General features: G+C 67.1%; 16 protein-coding genes and 1 tRNA gene. 10 read left to right on the top strand and 7 right to left on the bottom strand.

What is annotated here, in order from left to right:
• Positions 1–74 precede the first annotated feature (74 nt).
• From ABWV23_RS10185 to ABWV23_RS10175, 3 genes are all read right to left on the bottom strand, one after another.
• Positions 75–1,730 (bottom strand): ABC transporter permease, encoded by a 1,656-nt coding sequence (locus ABWV23_RS10185; RefSeq protein ID WP_353347346.1) that lies wholly within the window; start codon positions 1,728–1,730, stop codon positions 75–77.
• A gap of 179 nt (positions 1,731–1,909) precedes the next feature.
• Positions 1,910–3,016: an extracellular solute-binding protein gene (locus ABWV23_RS10180; protein ID WP_353347345.1), complete on the bottom strand. Its 1,107-nt coding sequence runs from the start codon at positions 3,014–3,016 to the stop codon at positions 1,910–1,912.
• 95 nt (positions 3,017–3,111) lie between these two features.
• Entirely contained in the window at positions 3,112–4,212 is a 1,101-nt protein-coding gene (locus tag ABWV23_RS10175) for an ABC transporter ATP-binding protein (RefSeq protein ID WP_353347344.1), read from the bottom strand.
• 317 nt (positions 4,213–4,529) lie between these two features.
• Between ABWV23_RS10175 and ABWV23_RS10170 the strand changes: the two genes are divergently transcribed.
• Entirely contained in the window at positions 4,530–5,714 is a 1,185-nt protein-coding gene (locus ABWV23_RS10170; protein ID WP_353347343.1) for a M24 family metallopeptidase, read from the top strand.
• Entirely contained in the window at positions 5,711–6,889 is a 1,179-nt protein-coding gene (argE, locus tag ABWV23_RS10165; RefSeq protein ID WP_353347342.1) for an acetylornithine deacetylase, read from the top strand. The genes ABWV23_RS10170 and argE overlap by 4 nt, the downstream gene beginning before the upstream one ends.
• An 83-nt stretch (positions 6,890–6,972) precedes the next feature.
• Here argE and ABWV23_RS10160 read toward each other — a convergent pair.
• Positions 6,973–7,046 (bottom strand) — tRNA-Gly (locus tag ABWV23_RS10160).
• A gap of 121 nt (positions 7,047–7,167) precedes the next feature.
• Positions 7,168–8,034 carry a branched-chain amino acid aminotransferase gene (locus ABWV23_RS10155; RefSeq protein WP_353347341.1) on the bottom strand — a complete coding sequence of 289 codons (867 nt, stop codon included), beginning with the start codon at positions 8,032–8,034 and terminating at the stop codon, positions 7,168–7,170.
• A gap of 177 nt (positions 8,035–8,211) precedes the next feature.
• On the opposite strand from ABWV23_RS10155, the gene ABWV23_RS10150 reads away from it, so the two are divergent.
• From ABWV23_RS10150 to dxs, 6 genes are all read left to right on the top strand, one after another.
• Positions 8,212–8,724, top strand: a complete 513-nt coding sequence (locus tag ABWV23_RS10150) for a MarR family winged helix-turn-helix transcriptional regulator (protein WP_353347416.1) — start codon at positions 8,212–8,214, stop codon at positions 8,722–8,724.
• On the top strand, positions 8,721–9,422 hold the full coding sequence (locus ABWV23_RS10145) for a response regulator (RefSeq protein WP_353347340.1): 702 nt from the start codon (positions 8,721–8,723) through the stop codon (positions 9,420–9,422). The genes ABWV23_RS10150 and ABWV23_RS10145 overlap by 4 nt, the downstream gene beginning before the upstream one ends.
• Positions 9,423–9,492: 70 nt before the next feature.
• Positions 9,493–10,416 (top strand): histone deacetylase family protein, encoded by a 924-nt coding sequence (locus tag ABWV23_RS10140; protein WP_353347339.1) that lies wholly within the window; start codon positions 9,493–9,495, stop codon positions 10,414–10,416.
• A complete protein-coding gene (locus ABWV23_RS10135) occupies positions 10,413–10,667 on the top strand; it encodes an exodeoxyribonuclease VII small subunit (RefSeq protein WP_353347338.1) in 255 nt (84 codons plus the stop codon). Before ABWV23_RS10140 ends, ABWV23_RS10135 begins: the two co-directional genes overlap by 4 nt.
• Positions 10,667–11,533, top strand: coding sequence for a polyprenyl synthetase family protein (locus ABWV23_RS10130; protein ID WP_353347337.1), 867 nt, complete (start codon positions 10,667–10,669; stop codon positions 11,531–11,533). Before ABWV23_RS10135 ends, ABWV23_RS10130 begins: the two co-directional genes overlap by 1 nt.
• A gap of 24 nt (positions 11,534–11,557) precedes the next feature.
• Complete coding sequence (gene dxs / locus ABWV23_RS10125) at positions 11,558–13,486, top strand: 1-deoxy-D-xylulose-5-phosphate synthase (RefSeq protein WP_353347336.1); 1,929 nt, start codon at positions 11,558–11,560, stop codon at positions 13,484–13,486.
• A 42-nt stretch (positions 13,487–13,528) separates the two neighbouring features.
• On the opposite strand, the gene ABWV23_RS10120 is transcribed toward dxs, so the two are convergent.
• Together ABWV23_RS10120 and ABWV23_RS10115 are read right to left on the bottom strand one after the other, a co-directional pair.
• On the bottom strand, positions 13,529–14,125 hold the full coding sequence (locus ABWV23_RS10120) for an exopolysaccharide biosynthesis protein (protein ID WP_353347335.1): 597 nt from the start codon (positions 14,123–14,125) through the stop codon (positions 13,529–13,531).
• Positions 14,122–14,982, bottom strand: coding sequence for an SDR family oxidoreductase (locus tag ABWV23_RS10115; protein WP_353347334.1), 861 nt, complete (start codon positions 14,980–14,982; stop codon positions 14,122–14,124). The genes ABWV23_RS10120 and ABWV23_RS10115 overlap by 4 nt, the downstream gene beginning before the upstream one ends.
• A gap of 85 nt (positions 14,983–15,067) precedes the next feature.
• On the opposite strand from ABWV23_RS10115, the gene ABWV23_RS10110 reads away from it, so the two are divergent.
• Positions 15,068–15,700: a class I SAM-dependent DNA methyltransferase gene (locus ABWV23_RS10110; protein WP_353347333.1), complete on the top strand. Its 633-nt coding sequence runs from the start codon at positions 15,068–15,070 to the stop codon at positions 15,698–15,700.
• A 31-nt stretch (positions 15,701–15,731) separates the two neighbouring features.
• Positions 15,732–16,844 carry a tRNA epoxyqueuosine(34) reductase QueG gene (queG, locus tag ABWV23_RS10105; RefSeq protein WP_353347332.1) on the top strand — a complete coding sequence of 371 codons (1,113 nt, stop codon included), beginning with the start codon at positions 15,732–15,734 and terminating at the stop codon, positions 16,842–16,844.
• Positions 16,845–16,865 lie beyond the last annotated feature (21 nt).

The following is a 16,865-nucleotide window of genomic DNA, read 5'->3' as shown; positions in this document are numbered from 1 at the left end:
CTCAGCCTCCGTTTCGAATGTTCGCCGACGCCGGGTCGGGGCGGTGATGGGATATGCGCGTGCCTGTCATCGCCCTAACCCAGCTTCACGTTGTCGATGCCGACGATCTTGTCGTAGACCCAGTAGAGCCCCATCACGACCGCCAGCAGGATCGAGCCGAGCGCGGCGGCCAGCCCCCAGTTGAGCGAGGACGAGATGTGATAGGCGATCCGGTTCGAGATGAACGTCCCGGTGTTGCCGCCGACGATCTCGGGGGTGATGTAATAGCCGATCGACAGGATGAAGACGAGGATCGAGCCGGCGCCGATCCCCGGCACGCTTTGCGGGAAATAGACCCGCCAGAAGGCGGTCCAGTTGGTCGCGCCCAGAGATTTGGCGGCGCGCAGGTAGGTGGGCTGGATCGTCTGCATCACCGAGTAGAGCGGCAGGATCATGAACGGCAGCAGGATATGCGTCATCGCCACGATGGTGCCGAACTGGTTGTTGATCATCACCAGCCGCGCGTCGTCGGCCACCAGCCCGAGCCAGACCAGCGTATCGTTGATCACCCCCTGCTGTTGCAGCATCACCTTCCACGCCGAGGTGCGCACCAAGAGCGAGGTCCAGAACGGCAGCAGCACCAGGATCATCAGCAGGTTGGCGGTGCGGGACGGCAGGTTGGCCAGGATCCAGGCCACCGGGTAGCCCAGCAGGGCGCAGGACAGGGTGATCATGATCGACATGAATATCGTGCGCTTGAACAGCGTCATGTAGATCCGCTGGTTCTCGGGGCGTGCCTCGATCCCGTGCGGGGTTTTCTGCATGTCGATGGCGTTCAGGAAGTAGCCGCCGGTATAGGGCGGCGCGAAGGCCTTGATGGTGCCCCAGACCTCGGGATCGAGCCAGTCCTTGTCGGCCTTGGCGAATTGTTCGGACAGGGTGACCGTCTCGAACCCGTCGAGGGCGGCCGCGACCTTGGCGATGCGGGGATCGGTGGCGCCGTTGCCGCCGGTCTCGCGCAGGTCGAGGAACAGCGTGGTAAAGAGGAAATCCTCGATCTTCTCCTTGGCGGGGTCGTCGCCCTCGGAGACGAGATAGGCGGTCCAGCGATCCCAGCTGCGGGCGGTGAAGGGCAGCGCGGCGCGGTTGGCGTCGGACTGCATCATCGCGACCCAGGTTGCGGGATCCTTCCAGGTTTCGTCCAGCGCGGTGATCTGGTCGGTATAGCTGTCGGTGTCAAACCGCCCGACGCGGCGGCCGGACTTGCGGAACAGCGAGGAGATGCCGGTTTTCTCGTAGTTCAGGCGGGTGCCGAGGCGGGTGTGAAGCTTCTGTTCCTCGGCGATGAAGAGATCGACGTAAAGCGCGTCGAACACCGGCTCGGCAGGTGGCGAGCCGCCCTCGGAGTCCCAGTCGGCCAGCGCGACCACGGTCTCGGGAATGGTTTCCGAGACGATCTGGTTCTCGACCGAGCGGAACAGCATGTCGGCGATCGGCGCGATGAAGGTGAGCAGGATGAAGATCAGCAGCGGCGCGATCAGTGCCAGCGCGCGCAACTTCTGCATTCGGAGGGCGCGGGCGAGGCTGCGTTTGAGCGGGGTGCCGTCGGCGGACAGGACCGGGCCATCATCTGCGGCGCTGCCGTGGGCCTGTGCCCGTTCCCGCGCGGCGAGCGATGCCGCCTCGTGCAGGGCATCGTCGGGGGTGGGGGCGTCGGCGGTCTGTTGTCCGGTGCTCTTGAGGTCGCTCATCTATGTGCCCTCCGCCGTTGCGACGGCGGGGCCGGTCGCGTGGCGTTCAAGTTCCGTGCCCCGAGGGTGCCGGGGCGGTTGTCCTGCGGCGGCACCGTCGCCCGTGGGCAGGGCACCGTGGCAGGCCGGGGGTGGATGGGCCCCGAGCGGGCCCATCCGGAAATCGTCACGACAGGGCCTTACTTGGCCAGCCACGCCTGGAACTTGGCGTCGATGTCGTCGCGATAGTCAGCCCAGAACTCGTAGTTGTAGAGGAACGTGTTCTTGGCGTTGTTGGGATCGGTCGGCATGTGCGGCGCCATGTCGATGCCCAGGTCGGCGTGCTTGCCGACCAGCGGCGCCGAGGAGGCACGGGCCGGGCCGTAGGAGATGTACTTGGCCTGATCCGCCAGACGCTGGGTGTCGGTGGCGAACTTGACGAAGTCCTTGACGCGGGCCAGGCGATCGGCGGGCAGGCCGGCGGGAATGATCCAGCCGTCGAGGTCGAACACCTGCGCGTCCCAGAGCATGGCAACCGGCTGGTGCTGTTCTTCGATGACCGAGAACAGGCGCCCGTTGTAGGTCGAGCCCATCACGACTTCACCATCAGCCAGAAGCTGCGGCGTGTCGGCGCCTGCGGACCACCAGATCACGCTGTCCTTGATGGTGTCGAGCTTGGCGAGGGCCTTTTCCTGCCCCTCGGGGGTGGCCAGCACGTCATAGACTTCGTCCTTGGCGACGCCGTCGCAGAGCAGGGCCCATTCCATGTTGTTGATCGGACGCTTTTCGAGCGACCGCTTGCCCGGGTAGGCCTCGAGGTCGAAGACGTCGCAGATGTCGTCCGGCGGGGTGTCACCGACCAGGTCGGTACGATAGCCGAAGGCGGTCGAGTAGACGATCTGCGGAATGAAGCAGTCGGAGACGATCAGGTCGCCGAAGTCGTCCGCCGCCGAGGTGCCATCGGGCGCCGCGGCCAGCAGGTCTTCGGGGTCGTATTCCATCGCCAGGCCCTCGTCGCACAGGCGCATGGCGTCAGAGGCGACGACGTCGACCAGGTCCCAGGTGACATTGCCGGCCTCGGCCATGGCGCGCAGCTTGGCGACCGCCTCGTTCGAGCTGGAATCCCAGACGATCTCGACCTCGGGGTGCATGGCCTTGTAGGGGTCGGAATAGGCTTTGACCTGGCTGGTCTGATAGGCACCGCCCCAGCTGACCAGGGTCATGCTGTCGGCCATGTCCTGTGCATGGGCCATCGGGGCCAGAAGCGCCGTGCTGGCGGCCAGCGCGGCAAGCGATTTGAGTTTCATGATTGGACTCTCCTTGTGGTTTTCGCGTCGAATTGTTCGCGTTTCCTTGTTTTTCCCCCGGTCTGGGCGCCGGGGTTTCGGCACGTTCGTGCCCCTCACGCGTCGAGCGCCCGGCAATCCTCGGGAAGCCAGCCGATCTCGATCTGCTCGCCCGGTTTCAGGCGGACCTGGTCCGGCGCGTTGCGTGACTTGATGATGAATTCATCGTTGCCGGCAACGCTGAGGCGCGTGCGGAACACGTCCCCCATGTAGATGAATTCCTTGACCGTCGCCTTGAGGAGGTGCGCCCCCTCTTTCAGGCGGTCCTTCTGGAATTCGACACGCTCGGGCCGGATCGACACCTTGGTACGCTCGCCCACGGCGTGGACGTTGACCGGCATGCAGTCGATCAACTCTCCACCGTCGAGCTGAACCAGCGCCAGATCGTCGCTGAGTTCCTTGACGGTGCCTTCGAGCGTGTTGTTCTCGCCGATGAACTGGGCGACGAAACTGTTCTGCGGGCTTTCGTAAAGTTCGTCCGGCGGCGCGATCTGCTGGATCCGGCCATCGTCGAACACCGCCACGCGGTCGGACATGGTCAGCGCCTCGGTCTGGTCGTGGGTCACGTAAACCACGGTGATGCCGAGGCGGTGCGCCAGGTCGGTGATCTCGAACTGCATCTTTTCGCGCAGCTGCTTGTCGAGCGCGCCGAGCGGTTCGTCCATCAGCACCAGTTCCGGTTCGAACACCAGAGCGCGGGCCAGTGCGATCCGCTGTTGCTGACCGCCCGAGAGCTGGGCCGGGCGACGGCCGCCAAAGGCGCCCATCTCGACCATGTCGAGCGCGCGTTTGACCTTGGCCTCGCGGTCGGACTTGCCGATCTTGCGGACCTCGAGCGGAAAGCTGAGGTTCTCGTTGATCGTCATGTGCGGAAACAGCGCGTAGTTCTGAAAGACCATGCCGATGCCGCGCTTGTGCGGCGGGATGTTGTTGATCGGCCGTCCGTCGAGCTTGATCTCGCCGTGGGTGGCTGTCTCGAACCCGGCGAGCATCATCAGGCAGGTGGTCTTGCCCGATCCCGACGGGCCCAGCATGGTCAGAAACTCGCCCTTGGGCAGGGACAGGTTGAGATCTTTGACGACCAGCGTCTCGCCATCATAGCTCTTTTGCACGCGTTCGAATTCGACGAACGCATCGTTGCTTGATGTATCGGCCAAGAGTGGCTCCCCGTGATAATCGTTATTCTGCGATCTGCGCCGCTTTCTGTAATGAAATAAAACCTGTTAGCGGCCACAGTGCAACCCGTTAACGAAAAAAGACGGGACCGGGGTCGACGCGCGGGACCTTTATACAGGCTCTATTGTGGGTGAAAAAAGCGACACCACAACATGATGCGTTGCACAATTTTTCAGCGCGCCGGATTTGCATTTCGCGCGCTCTGCGCTGGGTCAAAGGGCCGGGCAAAAAAATATTTGTTCGCGCGAGTGCTTGTGTCCATATGGGCCGACTCCATGACAGTGTGACGAGGCGCGAAATGACCGTGATTGATCTGCCTTTTTCCCGCGACGAATACCGCCGCAGGCTGGATCTGACCCGCCGCGAGATGGCCGAACGGGGGTTGGATGCCCTGATCGTCACCGATCCGTCGAATCAGGCCTGGCTGACCGGCTACGACGGCTGGTCGTTCTACGTGCACCAGGGCGTGATCGTGCTGCCGGACGAGGATCCGATCTGGTGGGGCCGCAACCAGGACACCAACGGCGCGCTGCGCACGGTCTGGATGGAGGAGGACCGGGTCTGGGGGTACGCCGACAATTACGTGCAATCGACCGAGCGGCACCCGATGCAGGACCTGTCGGCCCGGCTGGCCGGGCTGGGCCTGGAACAGGGGCGGATCGGCGTGGAGATGGACAACTACTATTTCTCGGCCAAGGCGTTCGAGACCCTCTCGGCGACACTGTCGCAGGTGTTCTGGGTGGATGCGACCGCGCTGGTGAACTGGCAGCGCGCGGTGAAATCGGAGCCGGAAATCGCCTTCATGCGCAAGGCGGCCGCGATTTCCGAGAAGATCGTCGACGGGCTGCTGGAGCGGGTCGAGCCGGGCGTCGCCAAGAACGACGTGGTGGCCGAGATCTTTCGCGATGCGATTCGCGGTGTCGAGGGGGCCTGGGGCGATTACCCGGCGATCGTGCCGCTGCTGCCCTCGGGGCCGGATGCCGCGGCGCCGCACCTGACCTGGAACGGCAAGCCGTTCGAGACCGGACATGCGACCTTTTTCGAGGTCTCGGGCTGCTATCGGCGCTATCACGCGCCGTTCTGCCGCACCATCTTCCTCGGCACGCCGCCGGATTTCCTGTTGCGGGCCGAGGCGGCGCTGATCGAGGGGCTGGAGGCCGGGCTGGAGGCGGCGCGGCCGGGCAACCGGGCCTGTGACATCGCCAATGCGCTGGCCGAACCGCTGGAGCGGGCCGGGATCGAGCGCGGCGCGCGCTGCGGCTATCCGATCGGGCTGAGCTATCCGCCGGACTGGGGCGAGCGGACCATCTCCTTGCGGTCCGAGGATGAAACCGTGCTGGAGCCGGGCATGACGTTCCATTTCATGCCGGGGCTGTGGATGCTCGACTGGGGGCTGGAAATCACCGAGAGCATCCTGATCCGCGACGAAGGGCCGGCGGAGACCTTTTGCAACCGGCCACGAAAGATGTTCGTCAAACCATGAGCGCGCGGCTGAGTGAAACCGTGGCGCTGCTGGAGCGGCTGATTTCCTATCCGACGGTCTCTTCCGACAGCAACCTGGCGATGATCGCCGAGCTGGCGCAGCGGCTGGAGGCGGTCGGCGCACGGGTGGACCTGTTTGCCGATCCCAGCGGGCGCAAGGCCAACCTGTTTGCCACGCTGGGGCCGGAAGGGCCGGGCGGAATCATGCTGTCGGGTCATACCGACGTGGTTCCGGTCGAGGACCAGGACTGGACCGGCGATCCCTTTGCCCTGCGCGAGGAGGGCGGGCTGCTCTATGGTCGCGGCAGCTGCGACATGAAGGGGTTTATCGCCGCCGCGACGGTGATGGCGGCCGAATTCGCGCAGGCCGATCTGCGCCGCCCGGTGCATTTCGCCTTTACCTATGACGAGGAGGTCGGCTGTCTTGGCGCGCGGGCGCTGGTGCCCGAGCTGGAAAAGCGCGGGTTGCGCCCGGCGATGGCGGTGATCGGCGAGCCGACCTCGATGCGGGTGATCGAGGGGCACAAGGGTTGTTGCGAGTACACGGTGCGGTTTTCCGGGCTGGAGGGGCACGGATCATCGCCCGAGCGGGGGGTGAACGCGGCAGAATACGCGGCGCGCTATGTCACCCGGCTGATGGAGCTGCGGCAGGCGCTGATGCTGCGCGCGCCCGATGACGGCCGGTTCGAGCCGCCCTGGACCACGCTGAACGTGGGTCGGATCAGTGGCGGCGTGGCGCATAACGTGATCGCCGGCAAGGCCGAGGTCGACTGGGAAATGCGCCCGGTGCAGGACGCGGACGTGGATTTCGTCAAGGAGGCGGTCGCCGCCTATGTCGATCACGAGTTGCTGCCGGCGATGCGCGCGGTCTGCGACGAAGCCTGGATCGAAACCGAGGTGATCGGCGAGGTCGCCGGGCTGTTGCCGATGGAAGAGAATGCCGCCCGCGACCTGATATCGCGGCTGGTCGGGGCCAACGGCGCCCATGTGGTGCCCTTCGGCACCGAGGCCGGGCTGTTCCAGAAGATGGGAACCTCGGTCGTGGTTTGCGGGCCCGGCTCGATCGAGCAGGCGCACAAGCCCGACGAGTTCGTCAGCCTCGACCAGATGCAGGCCTGTTTGCAGATGCTGGAGAAACTGGGGCGCTCGGCGGCGCTGGTGGGGCCGGAGGACTAGGCGCGGCCGGGCGCGGTTTCCTGCGCCACATCAACACCTTGCGCCATGTTGCGCGGGGCGCTTGCGATGTGGGGAAGAAAGCTTGGAGCGGGCGGCGGGAATCGAACCCGCGTCATTAGCTTGGAAGGCTAAGGTCTTACCACTACACAACGCCCGCTCAGCGCCGGTAGTCCTAGGCAATGCGCGGGGTGCCGTCAAGGGTGCCTTTCGCGGGTCAGGGGACGCGGAATGCGCCCCCTGACGGAACCGCCGGTATGACGGTCAATCATCGGTTGCGGTCAGCGCCGGACCAGTTCCTCGTAGGTCTGGGCAATGTCACGGGTGAGCGCGCCAACCTCGAAATGGTAATCGCCGATCTGGCCGACCGGGGTGACCTCGGCGGCGGTGCCGGTCAGCCAGCTTTGCTCGAACCCTTCCAGTTCATAGGGTTCGATGTGGCGTTCATAGACCCGGATTCCCTTTTCCTTGAGCAGGCCAATCACGGTCTGGCGGGTGATCCCGTTCAGGAAACTGTCGGGCAGCGGCGTATGCACCTCGCCATCCTTGACGAAGAAGATGTTGGCGCCGGTGCATTCGGCCACGTAGCCGCGATAATCCATGAACAGCGCGTCCGAGAATCCCTGGGCCTCGGCCTCGTGCTTGGACATGGTGCAGATCATGTAGAGGCCGGCGGCCTTGGCGTGCACCGGGATCGTCTCGGGGCTGGGCCGTTTCCAGCGCGAGATGCCGATCTTGGCACCCTTGGTCTTGGCGTCGCCGTAATAGGCGCCCCATTCCCAGCCGGCCACCGCAAGGCGCACCGGGTTGCGCGCCGCCGAGACACCCATGTCCTCGCCCGCGCCGCGCCAGGCAATCGCGCGCACATAGGCGTCGGTCCAGCCGTTGGCCTTGAGCATGGCATATTTCGCCGCCTCGATCTCTTCGACCGAATAGGGGACCTCCATGTCCAGAAGCTGTGCCGAACTGCGCAGCCGGTGGGAGTGTTCGACGCCCTTGAAGATCTTGCCGTTATAGCACCGTTCGCCCTCGAATACCGAGCTCGCGTAATGCAGCGCGTGGGTCAGGATATGTACGTTCGCCTCACGCCAGTCAATCAACTGGCCATCCATCCAGATCTTGCCGTCGCGGTCATCATATCCCGACATTGCACATTCTCCATTCTTCTGTGCGGTTTCCTTTTGTTGCAGCTTCGCGTCCGAGTCGGACATAAAGTTGCGCAAAAGATGCGATTCGATATCGGTCTGGTCTTGGAATGTCAATAAGACTGACGTAAACTCTCCAAGACAGGATCAGAAAGGCTGCCAGCAGGGATGGGTACGACCATGACGGACGGGCGCACGGCGCAGGTGCACAGCGGCGAGAGCCTGCTGTTTCTTACCGACGAGCAACTGCGGCAGGGCATCGAGGCAATGTTCTTTGCCTATCGCGGGTTCACCGCCGATCCCGACCGCATATTGGCCGAGCTGGCCTATGGCCGCGCCCATCACCGGGCGATCCATTTCATCAACCGCGCGCCGGGCACCACGGTGAACAACCTGCTGGCCATCCTCGGGGTGACCAAGCAATCGCTGAACCGGGTGCTGCGGACGCTGATCGCCGACGGGCTGGTCGAGAGCCGGGTCGGCAACCTCGACAAGCGCGAGCGGCATCTCTACCTGACCGAGGCCGGGCACGAGCTGGAGGCGACTCTCTCCGATGCCCAGCGCGCCCGGATGCGCGCCGCCTACCGCGAGGCCGGGCCGGAGGCGGTGGCGGGCTTTCGCAAGGTACTGGAATCGATGATGGATGGCGACATGCACCGCTGTTACCTGCGGCTGAAGGACAGCGCCGGATGACCGCGATGGACGCCCACCTGCTGATCGTGGACGATGACGAGCGCATCCGCGAGCTGCTACAGAAGTTCCTGGTGCGGAACGGGTTCCTGGTCTCGGCCGCCCGCGATGCGGCCCATGCGCGGCGGATCCTGGCGGGGCTCGAGTTCGACCTGATCGTGATGGACGTGATGATGCCGGGCGAGGACGGGGTGAGCCTGACGCAGTCGCTGCGCGAAACGCTGAGCACGCCGATCCTGCTGTTGACCGCGCGGGGCGAGACCGAGCACCGGATCGCCGGTCTGGAGGCGGGCGCCGACGATTACCTGGCCAAGCCGTTCGAGCCCAAGGAGCTTTTGCTCCGTATCAACGCGATCCTGCGGCGGATGCCGGAGACCCCGGCGGAACAGGCGGTGCCCAAGATCCTGAACCTGGGGCCGATCCGCTATGACATCGAGCGCGGCGAGATGTGGCAGGGCGATGAGCTGGTGCGGCTGACCGCCACCGAAAGCCAGCTGATGCGGATCTTTTCCGCCTGCCCAGGCGAGCCGGTGAGCCGCGCCAAGCTGGTCGAGGACCTGGGCCGCGACCGGGGCCAGGCGCAGGAGCGGGCGGTGGACGTGCAGATCACCCGGCTGCGGCGCAAGATCGAGACCGACCCGAAACAGCCCCGCTACCTGCAGACGGTACGCGGCGCGGGCTACATGCTGGCGCCGGACTGAGGCGGTCGGAGCGAAGGCGGGGTTCGCTTTCAGCGCACGTGATTCCGGCCAGAAAAAGACGGGAGAGCCGATGACCACCGCCCTGATCACCCATGCCGAGTGTCTCGGGCACGAGACCCCGGCCGACCACCCCGAGCAGGTGGCGCGACTGGAGCGCGTGCTGCAGGCGCTGGAGCCGCTGGAGTTGCGGCGCGTGACCGCGCCGTTGGCGGCCGAGGACGACGTGTTGCGGCTGCATCCGGCCGCCTATCTGCAGGAATTGCGCGACCGTCGGCCCGAGGCCGGGATCGTGCAGCTGGACGCCGACACCTGGATGTCGCCCGGCTCGCTCGCGGCGGCGTTCCGCGCCGTCGGCGGCGCGCTGCGGGCGGTGGACCTGGTGCTTGCGGGCGAGGTCGGCAATGCCTTTTGCGCCACCCGCCCGCCGGGGCATCACGCCGAGGCGGAAACGCCGATGGGGTTCTGCCTGTTCGGCACCGCTGCGCTGGCAGCGCAATACGCGCTGGAGCATCACCGGCTGTCGCGGGTGGCGGTGGTGGATTTCGACGTCCATCACGGCAATGGCACGCAAGAGCTGCTCTCGGGGGAGCGGCGCGCGCTGGTGATCACCAGCCAGCAGCTGCCGCTCTGGCCCGGGACCGGGCAGGCCCATGAGACCGGCGGCTATGACAACGTGCTGAACCTGCCCCTGCCGCCGGGCAGCGGCAGCGCCGAGATGCGCACGGCCTGGGGCGCGGCCTTTGACCGGCTGCGCGCCTTCCGGCCCGAGCTGATCGTGATCTCGGCCGGATTCGACGCCCATCGCGACGATCCGCTGGCGCAGCTGGAGTGGGAGGTGCAGGATTATGCCTGGCTGACCGCCGAGCTGTGCAAACTTGCCGATACGCTGTGCGGGGGCCGGATCGTCTCGACTTTGGAGGGCGGGTATGATCTGAACGCGCTGGCCGTATCGGCCAAGGCGCATGTGGAAGAACTGATGAAGGCCGCGACATGACTGAGACCCCCCCGAGCACACCCGTCGAGAAGATGAGTTTCGAACAGGCGATGAAAGAGCTGGAGTCGGTGGTGGACCGGCTCGAGCGTGGCGAGGTGGCGCTGGAGGAATCCATCGCGCTGTACGAGCGCGGCGCCAAGCTGAAGAAACGCTGCGAGGACGAGTTGAAGCGCGCCGAGGAAAAGGTCGCGGCGATCACGCTGGACGCGGACGGCACCCCGACGGGCATAAAGCCGGTCGAAGGCCAGTAATGTTCGCCGAGCGGCTGGCCGGGGATGCGGCGCGCATCCAGGCGCATTTCGATCGCGTGCTGGTCGGGTTCGATGCCCTGCCGGTGGTGCAGGCGATGTCCTATGCCACGACCGGCGGCAAGCGGCTGCGCGGCTTCCTGGTGCTGGAGGGCGCGCGGCTGCACGACGTGGCACCGGAGCGGGCGATCTGGCCCGCCTGCGCGATCGAGGCGCTGCATGCCTACAGCCTCGTGCATGACGACCTGCCCTGCATGGATGACGACGACCTGCGCCGGGGCCGCCCCACGGTGCATGTGGAGTGGGACGAGGGCACGGCGGTGCTGGCGGGCGATGCCTTGCAGGCGCTGGCCTTCGAGCTGGCCGCGCACGAGGATTGCGGCGCGGCGACGGTGCGTGCCGACCTGGCGGTGAGCCTCGCCCGGGCCTCGGGCGCGCAGGGGATGGTGCTGGGCCAGGCGCTGGACATTGCCGCCGAGGCCGCCGAGGCACCGCTGTCGCTGGAGCAGATCACCCGGTTGCAGGCGGGCAAGACCGGGGCGCTGATCGAATGGGCGGCCTGTGCCGGGGCGCGGCTGGCCGGGGCGGAGACGGCGCCGCTGGCGGACTATGCGCGGGCGCTGGGGCTTGCCTTTCAGATCGCCGATGACATCTTGGATGAAGAGGGCGACGCCGCGAAGGCCGGCAAGCGGTTGCGCAAGGACGCCGAGGCCGGCAAGGCAACCTTTGTTTCGCTGTTGGGCCTGGAGGGCGCGCGGGCCCGTGCCAATGCGCTGGCCGAGCAGGCCGAAGCGGCGCTTGCCCCCTACGGCCAGCGGGCCGATCCCTTGCGGGAGGCGGCGCGCTTCGTTATCTCGCGCGAAAGCTAGACGCTGCTGCCGAAGGAGGCGCAGATGCCAGATCGACCGAACACACCGCTGCTGGACGGGATCGAATCCCCGGCCGACCTGAAGCGGCTGAGCGACAGCCAGCTGATCCAGCTGGCCGCGGAACTGCGCGCCGAGACCATCTCGGCGGTGAGCGCGACCGGCGGCCACCTGGGCGCCGGGCTGGGGGTGGTGGAATTGACCGTGGCGCTGCACGCGGTGTTCGACACCCCGCGCGACAAGCTGATCTGGGACGTGAGCCACCAGTGTTACCCGCACAAGATCCTGACCGGGCGGCGCGACCGCATCCGCACCCTGCGGCAAAAGGACGGGCTGAGCGGGTTCACCAAGCGCAGCGAGAGTCCCTTTGACCCGTTCGGCGCGGCGCATAGTTCGACGTCGATCAGTGCCGCGCTGGGCTTCGCGGTGGCGCGCGACCTGGGCGGGGTGGTGCCCGAGGGGCTGGGCGATGCCATCGCGGTGATCGGTGATGGCGCGATGAGTGCCGGCATGGCCTTTGAGGCGATGAACAACGCCGGCCACTTGGGCAAGCGGCTGATCGTGATCCTGAACGACAACGAGATGAGCATCGCGCCCCCGGTCGGCGCGCTGTCGGCGCACCTGTCGCGGCTGTATGCCGAGGAGCCGTTCCAGGAGCTGAAGGCGGCGGCCAAGGGGGCGATCTCTTTCCTGCCCGAGCCGTTCCGCGAGGGGGCCAAGCGCGCCAAGGACATGCTCAAGGGCATGGCGATGGGCGGCACCCTGTTCGAGGCGCTGGGGTTCTCCTATATCGGGCCGATCGACGGCCACGACCTGCACCAGGTCCTGCCGATCCTGCGCATGGTCAAGGCGCGGGCGACCGGACCGATCCTGATCCACGCGCTGACCAAGAAGGGCAAGGGCTATGCCCCCGCCGAGGCGGCGCGCGACAAGGGCCATGCCACCGCCCGGTTCGACGTGGTCACCGGCGAGCAGAAAAAGGCACCGTCGAACGCGCCGAGCTATACCAGCGTGTTCGGCGAGGCGCTGGTGCAGGAGGCCGCGCGCGACGACAAGATCGTGGCGGTGACGGCGGCGATGCCGGATGGCACCGGGCTGAACCTGTTCGCGGAGCGATTCCCGTCGCGCTGTTTCGATGTCGGCATCGCCGAGCAGCACGGGGTGACCTTTTCCGCAGCACTGGCCGCCGGGGGGATGAAACCGTTTTGCGCGATGTATTCGACGTTTCTGCAGCGCGGCTATGACCAGGTGGTGCATGACGTGGCGATCCAGCGGTTGCCGGTGCGCTTTGCAGTCGACCGGGCCGGGCTGGTCGGCGCCGACGGGGCGACCCATGCGGGCGCCTTCGACGTGGCCTTTCTTGCCAACCTGCCGGGCATGGTGGTGATGGCCGCCGCCGACGAGGCCGAGCTGAAGCACATGGTCGCCACCGCCGTTGCCCATGACGACGGGCCGATCGCCTTTCGCTATCCGCGCGGCGAGGGGGTGGGCGTGGAATTGCCCGAGCGCGGCGAGGTTCTGGAGATCGGCAAGGGCCGGATGATCCGCGACGGCGGGCGGGTGGCGATCCTGTCCTTCGGCACGCGGCTGTCGGAGGTGATGGCGGCCTCGGAGGCGCTGACGGCGCGGGGGATTTCCCCGACGGTGGCCGATGCGCGCTTTGCCAAGCCGCTGGACCGGGAGCTGATCCTGCGACTGGCGGCGGAGCACGAGGCGCTGATCACCATCGAGGAGGGCGCGGTGGGCGGTTTCGGCAGCCACGTGGCCCAGCTTCTCGCCGATGAGGGCGTGTTCGACAGCGGGTTGAAATACCGCTCGATGGTGCTGCCCGACAGTTTCATCGACCAGGCCAGCCCGGCGGACATGTACGCGGTGGCGGGCCTTGGCGCGGCGCAGATCGAGGCCAAGGTGCTCGAGGTGCTGGGCGTGGCCTCGATCGCGGGGAAACGGGCCTGAGGGCGTCTGCGCGTGACGTGACAGATCGGTGTGGTGTGGGGGTCAGCCCCCCACCAGCGCCATCACCGCCGCTCCCATGGCACCGCACATGGCGTAGCCCAGCAGCACGTAGAGCCCGTCGTGGGTGAGCAGCCCGAAGGCCACCAGCGCCACGGCGGCGGCGCCCAGCGAGGTGACCATCGGCACCAGCTCCAACGCCGGCCACATCATCGGCACCAGCACGCAGAGCGAGAACGCCGCCAGCCGCGCCGGGCCGCTGGTGAAGATGCGCAACCGGGCGTGTGAATGCCGGTCGATCCAGGACGAGGGGCGGCGCAACCAGGCGATGGCGCGGCGGAACCGGTCGGAGGCGATCCGGCGCCGCATCAGCGGGCCGGGCAGCCAGAGATGCCGCCGCCGCAACACCGCCTGCGCGCCGATCAGCACGATCACCAGCGCCGAGAGCGTCGGCACGCCGGGGATGCCTGAGATCGGCGAGACCAGCAGCACCGCGACGGCAAGGATCACCGGGGTGAAGGAACGGTCGCCGATATGGGTCAACAGGTCGGCGACACTGACGCTGGGGCCGGTGGCGGCCGCGTCCAGCGCATCGAGCAGGCCGGTCAGGCTGCCGGGCTGTGGCACCGTGTCGCCGCTCATCCCGCGCCGCTTTCGGCCAGCAGCGCCGCCAGCCCGGCGCGGTAATCTGGATAAAGCAGCTGCACCCCGAGGTCGCGCTTGATCCGGTCGTTTTTCACCCGCTTGTTCTCGGCGTAGAAGCTGCGCGCCATCGGTGTCATCTCGGCCGCGTCATAGGGTTCGGGCGGCGGCAGCGGCAGGCCGAGCAGGCGGGCGGCCTCGGCGATGACCTCTTCCGGCGGGGCCGGGTCGTCATCGCAGACATTGTAGACCGCGCCCGGGTCGGGCCGGTCGATGGAGGCGGCGAGCACCCGGGCGATGTCGTCGACATGGATGCGACTGAACACCTGGCCCGGCTTGACGATGCGCCGCGCCGTGCCGGCCCGGACCTTGGCAAAAGGACCGCGCCCGGGGCCGTAGATGCCCGCAAGGCGAAAGATGTGCAGCGGCAGGTGCGGCAGGGCGGCCCATTGCGCCTCGGCCTGCACGCGGGCCTTGCCGCGCGCGGTGGCCGGGGTCAGCGGCGTGTCCTCGTCGACCCAGCCGCCGCCGTGATCGCCGTAGACCGCCGTGGTGGAGAGGTAACCGACCCAATCGAGCCGGGGCGCGATGCGGGCAATCTGCTCGCCCAGCGTGGCGAGAACAGGGTCGCCATCCGGCCCCGGCGCGGCGGAGATCAGCAGATGCGTGGCCACGTCCAGCTCCGGCAAGGCCCCCTGCCCCGACCAGACTAGCGGCGTGATTCCGGTTTCGGCCAGTGCCCCGGCCCGGTCCGCGTGACGGGTGGTGCCGAGGATGCGCCAGCCCCGGGGCAGGAGGTGCCGCGCCAGGGCCCGGGCGCAATAGCCGTGGCCGATGCAGAGAAGCGTCTTGCTCATGCCCCCCTAGATGCGCGGGCGCGGGACCGCTTGCAAGCCCGGCTGCGGGGTTGATTTCCGTCCCGCGCTGGGCCTTGTTGGGGGCATGACAGACAAAACCCCCGATCTCGAAGCCGCCTATGACCTGAAAACGCCCGAGGATTCGCGGCACCTCTATGCCAGCTGGGCCGAGGATTACGACAGCAGTTTCGCCGATGCGCAGGACTACCGGTTGCACGTGCGCACCGCCCGCGCCTTTGCCGAGGCCGGCGGGCAGGGCCCGGTGCTGGACGTGGGCGCGGGCACCGGCCTGTGCGGCGCAGCTCTCTCCGGTTTGGGCGTCGGCCCGCTGGACGCCACCGACATCAGCCCCGAGATGCTGGCGCGCGCCGGGGAAAAGGCGGTGTATCGCCAGTTGATCGAGGCCGACCTGACCAAGGGGCTGCCGATGGCGCCGGAGAGCTATGCCGGCATCCTCTCTTCGGGCACCTTCACCACCGGTCATGTCGGCCCCGAGGCGCTGGAGGCGCTGTTGCCGGTGGCCAAGCCCGGGGCGCTGTTCGCGATCTCGATCAATGCCGCGCATTACCGCGCCGCCGGGTTCGCCGCCAAGCTGGAGGCGTTGAGCCGCCGCGCGATCCGCGACTTGCGCCTGCCCGAGGTTCGGATCTATGGCGACAAGGCGCAGGGCGAGCACAAGGACGACATCGCGCTGATCGCACTGTTCGAAAAGGTCTGAGGCGGCACGCGGTACCGCCGGCGGAGGTCTGTTGGATCACGACACGGCATATGAGCTGAAACGCCGCCTGGTCGCGCAGGCGCGCGACGAGGGATTCGTCGCTGCCCGGATCTGTCGCCCGTGGGACGTGCCCGAGGTGCCCGGCCGGCTGGCCGAATTCGTGGCGGCGGGCTGGCACGGGCAGATGGGCTGGATGGAGGAGCGGATGGCCTGGCGCGGCGATCCGCACGCGCTCTGGCCCGAGGCGCGCTCGGTCCTCATGCTGGCCGAAAGTTATACCCCCGACCACGATCCGCGCGCGATCCTGACCCGGCGCGACCGCGCCGCGATCTCGGTCTATGCGCAGAACCGCGATTACCACGACATCGTCAAGAAGCGGCTGAAGCGATTGGCGCGCTGGCTGATCGACACGGTCGAAAAGGGCGGCAACCGCGACAGCACGACCGGAAAATGGGTGCCGCTGCCGCCGGGCGCCGGCCCGCGGCCAGAGGTCAAGGTCTTCGTCGATACCGCGCCGGTGCCGGAGAAACCGCTGGCGCAGGCCGCCGGGCTGGGCTGGCAGGGCAAGCATACCAACCTGCTCAGCCGGGATTTCGGCAATTGGGCCTTTTTAGGGTCTGTTTTCACCACGCTGGAGCTGCCCGTCGACGCGCCTGAGCGCGATCATTGCGGATCCTGCCGCGCCTGCCTGTCGGCCTGCCCGACCGAGGCCTTTCCGGCACCCTATCGGCTCGACGCGCGGCGCTGCATTTCCTACCTGACCATCGAGCACAAGGGGCCGGTGGCGGAGGAATTGCGCGGCAAGCTGGGCAACCGGATCTATGGCTGCGACGACTGCCTGGCGGCCTGCCCGTGGAACAAGTTCGCGGTGGCTGCAAGCGATCTGCGCTATGCCGCGCGCGAAGAATTGGCGGCGCCGAGACTGTCCGAGCTGGCATTGCTTGATGACGCCGGGTTCCGGGCGCTGTTCTCGGGCAGTCCGATCAAGCGGATCGGGCGGGACCGCTTCGTGCGCAACGTGCTCTATGCCATCGGCAATTCCGGCGATGCGGCATTGGCCGGGGTGGCACGGGGGCTGACCGAAGACCCAGACCCGGCGGTGGCCGATGCGGCGCGCTGGGCGGTTGAACGGCTCACCAAATGACGCAAACGGGCGCGACGGGGC

The organism is Aquicoccus sp. SU-CL01552, from assembly GCF_040365005.1.
Classification (GTDB): domain Bacteria; phylum Pseudomonadota; class Alphaproteobacteria; order Rhodobacterales; family Rhodobacteraceae; genus Antarcticimicrobium.
This window is presented reverse-complemented; position numbering and strand designations above follow the sequence as displayed.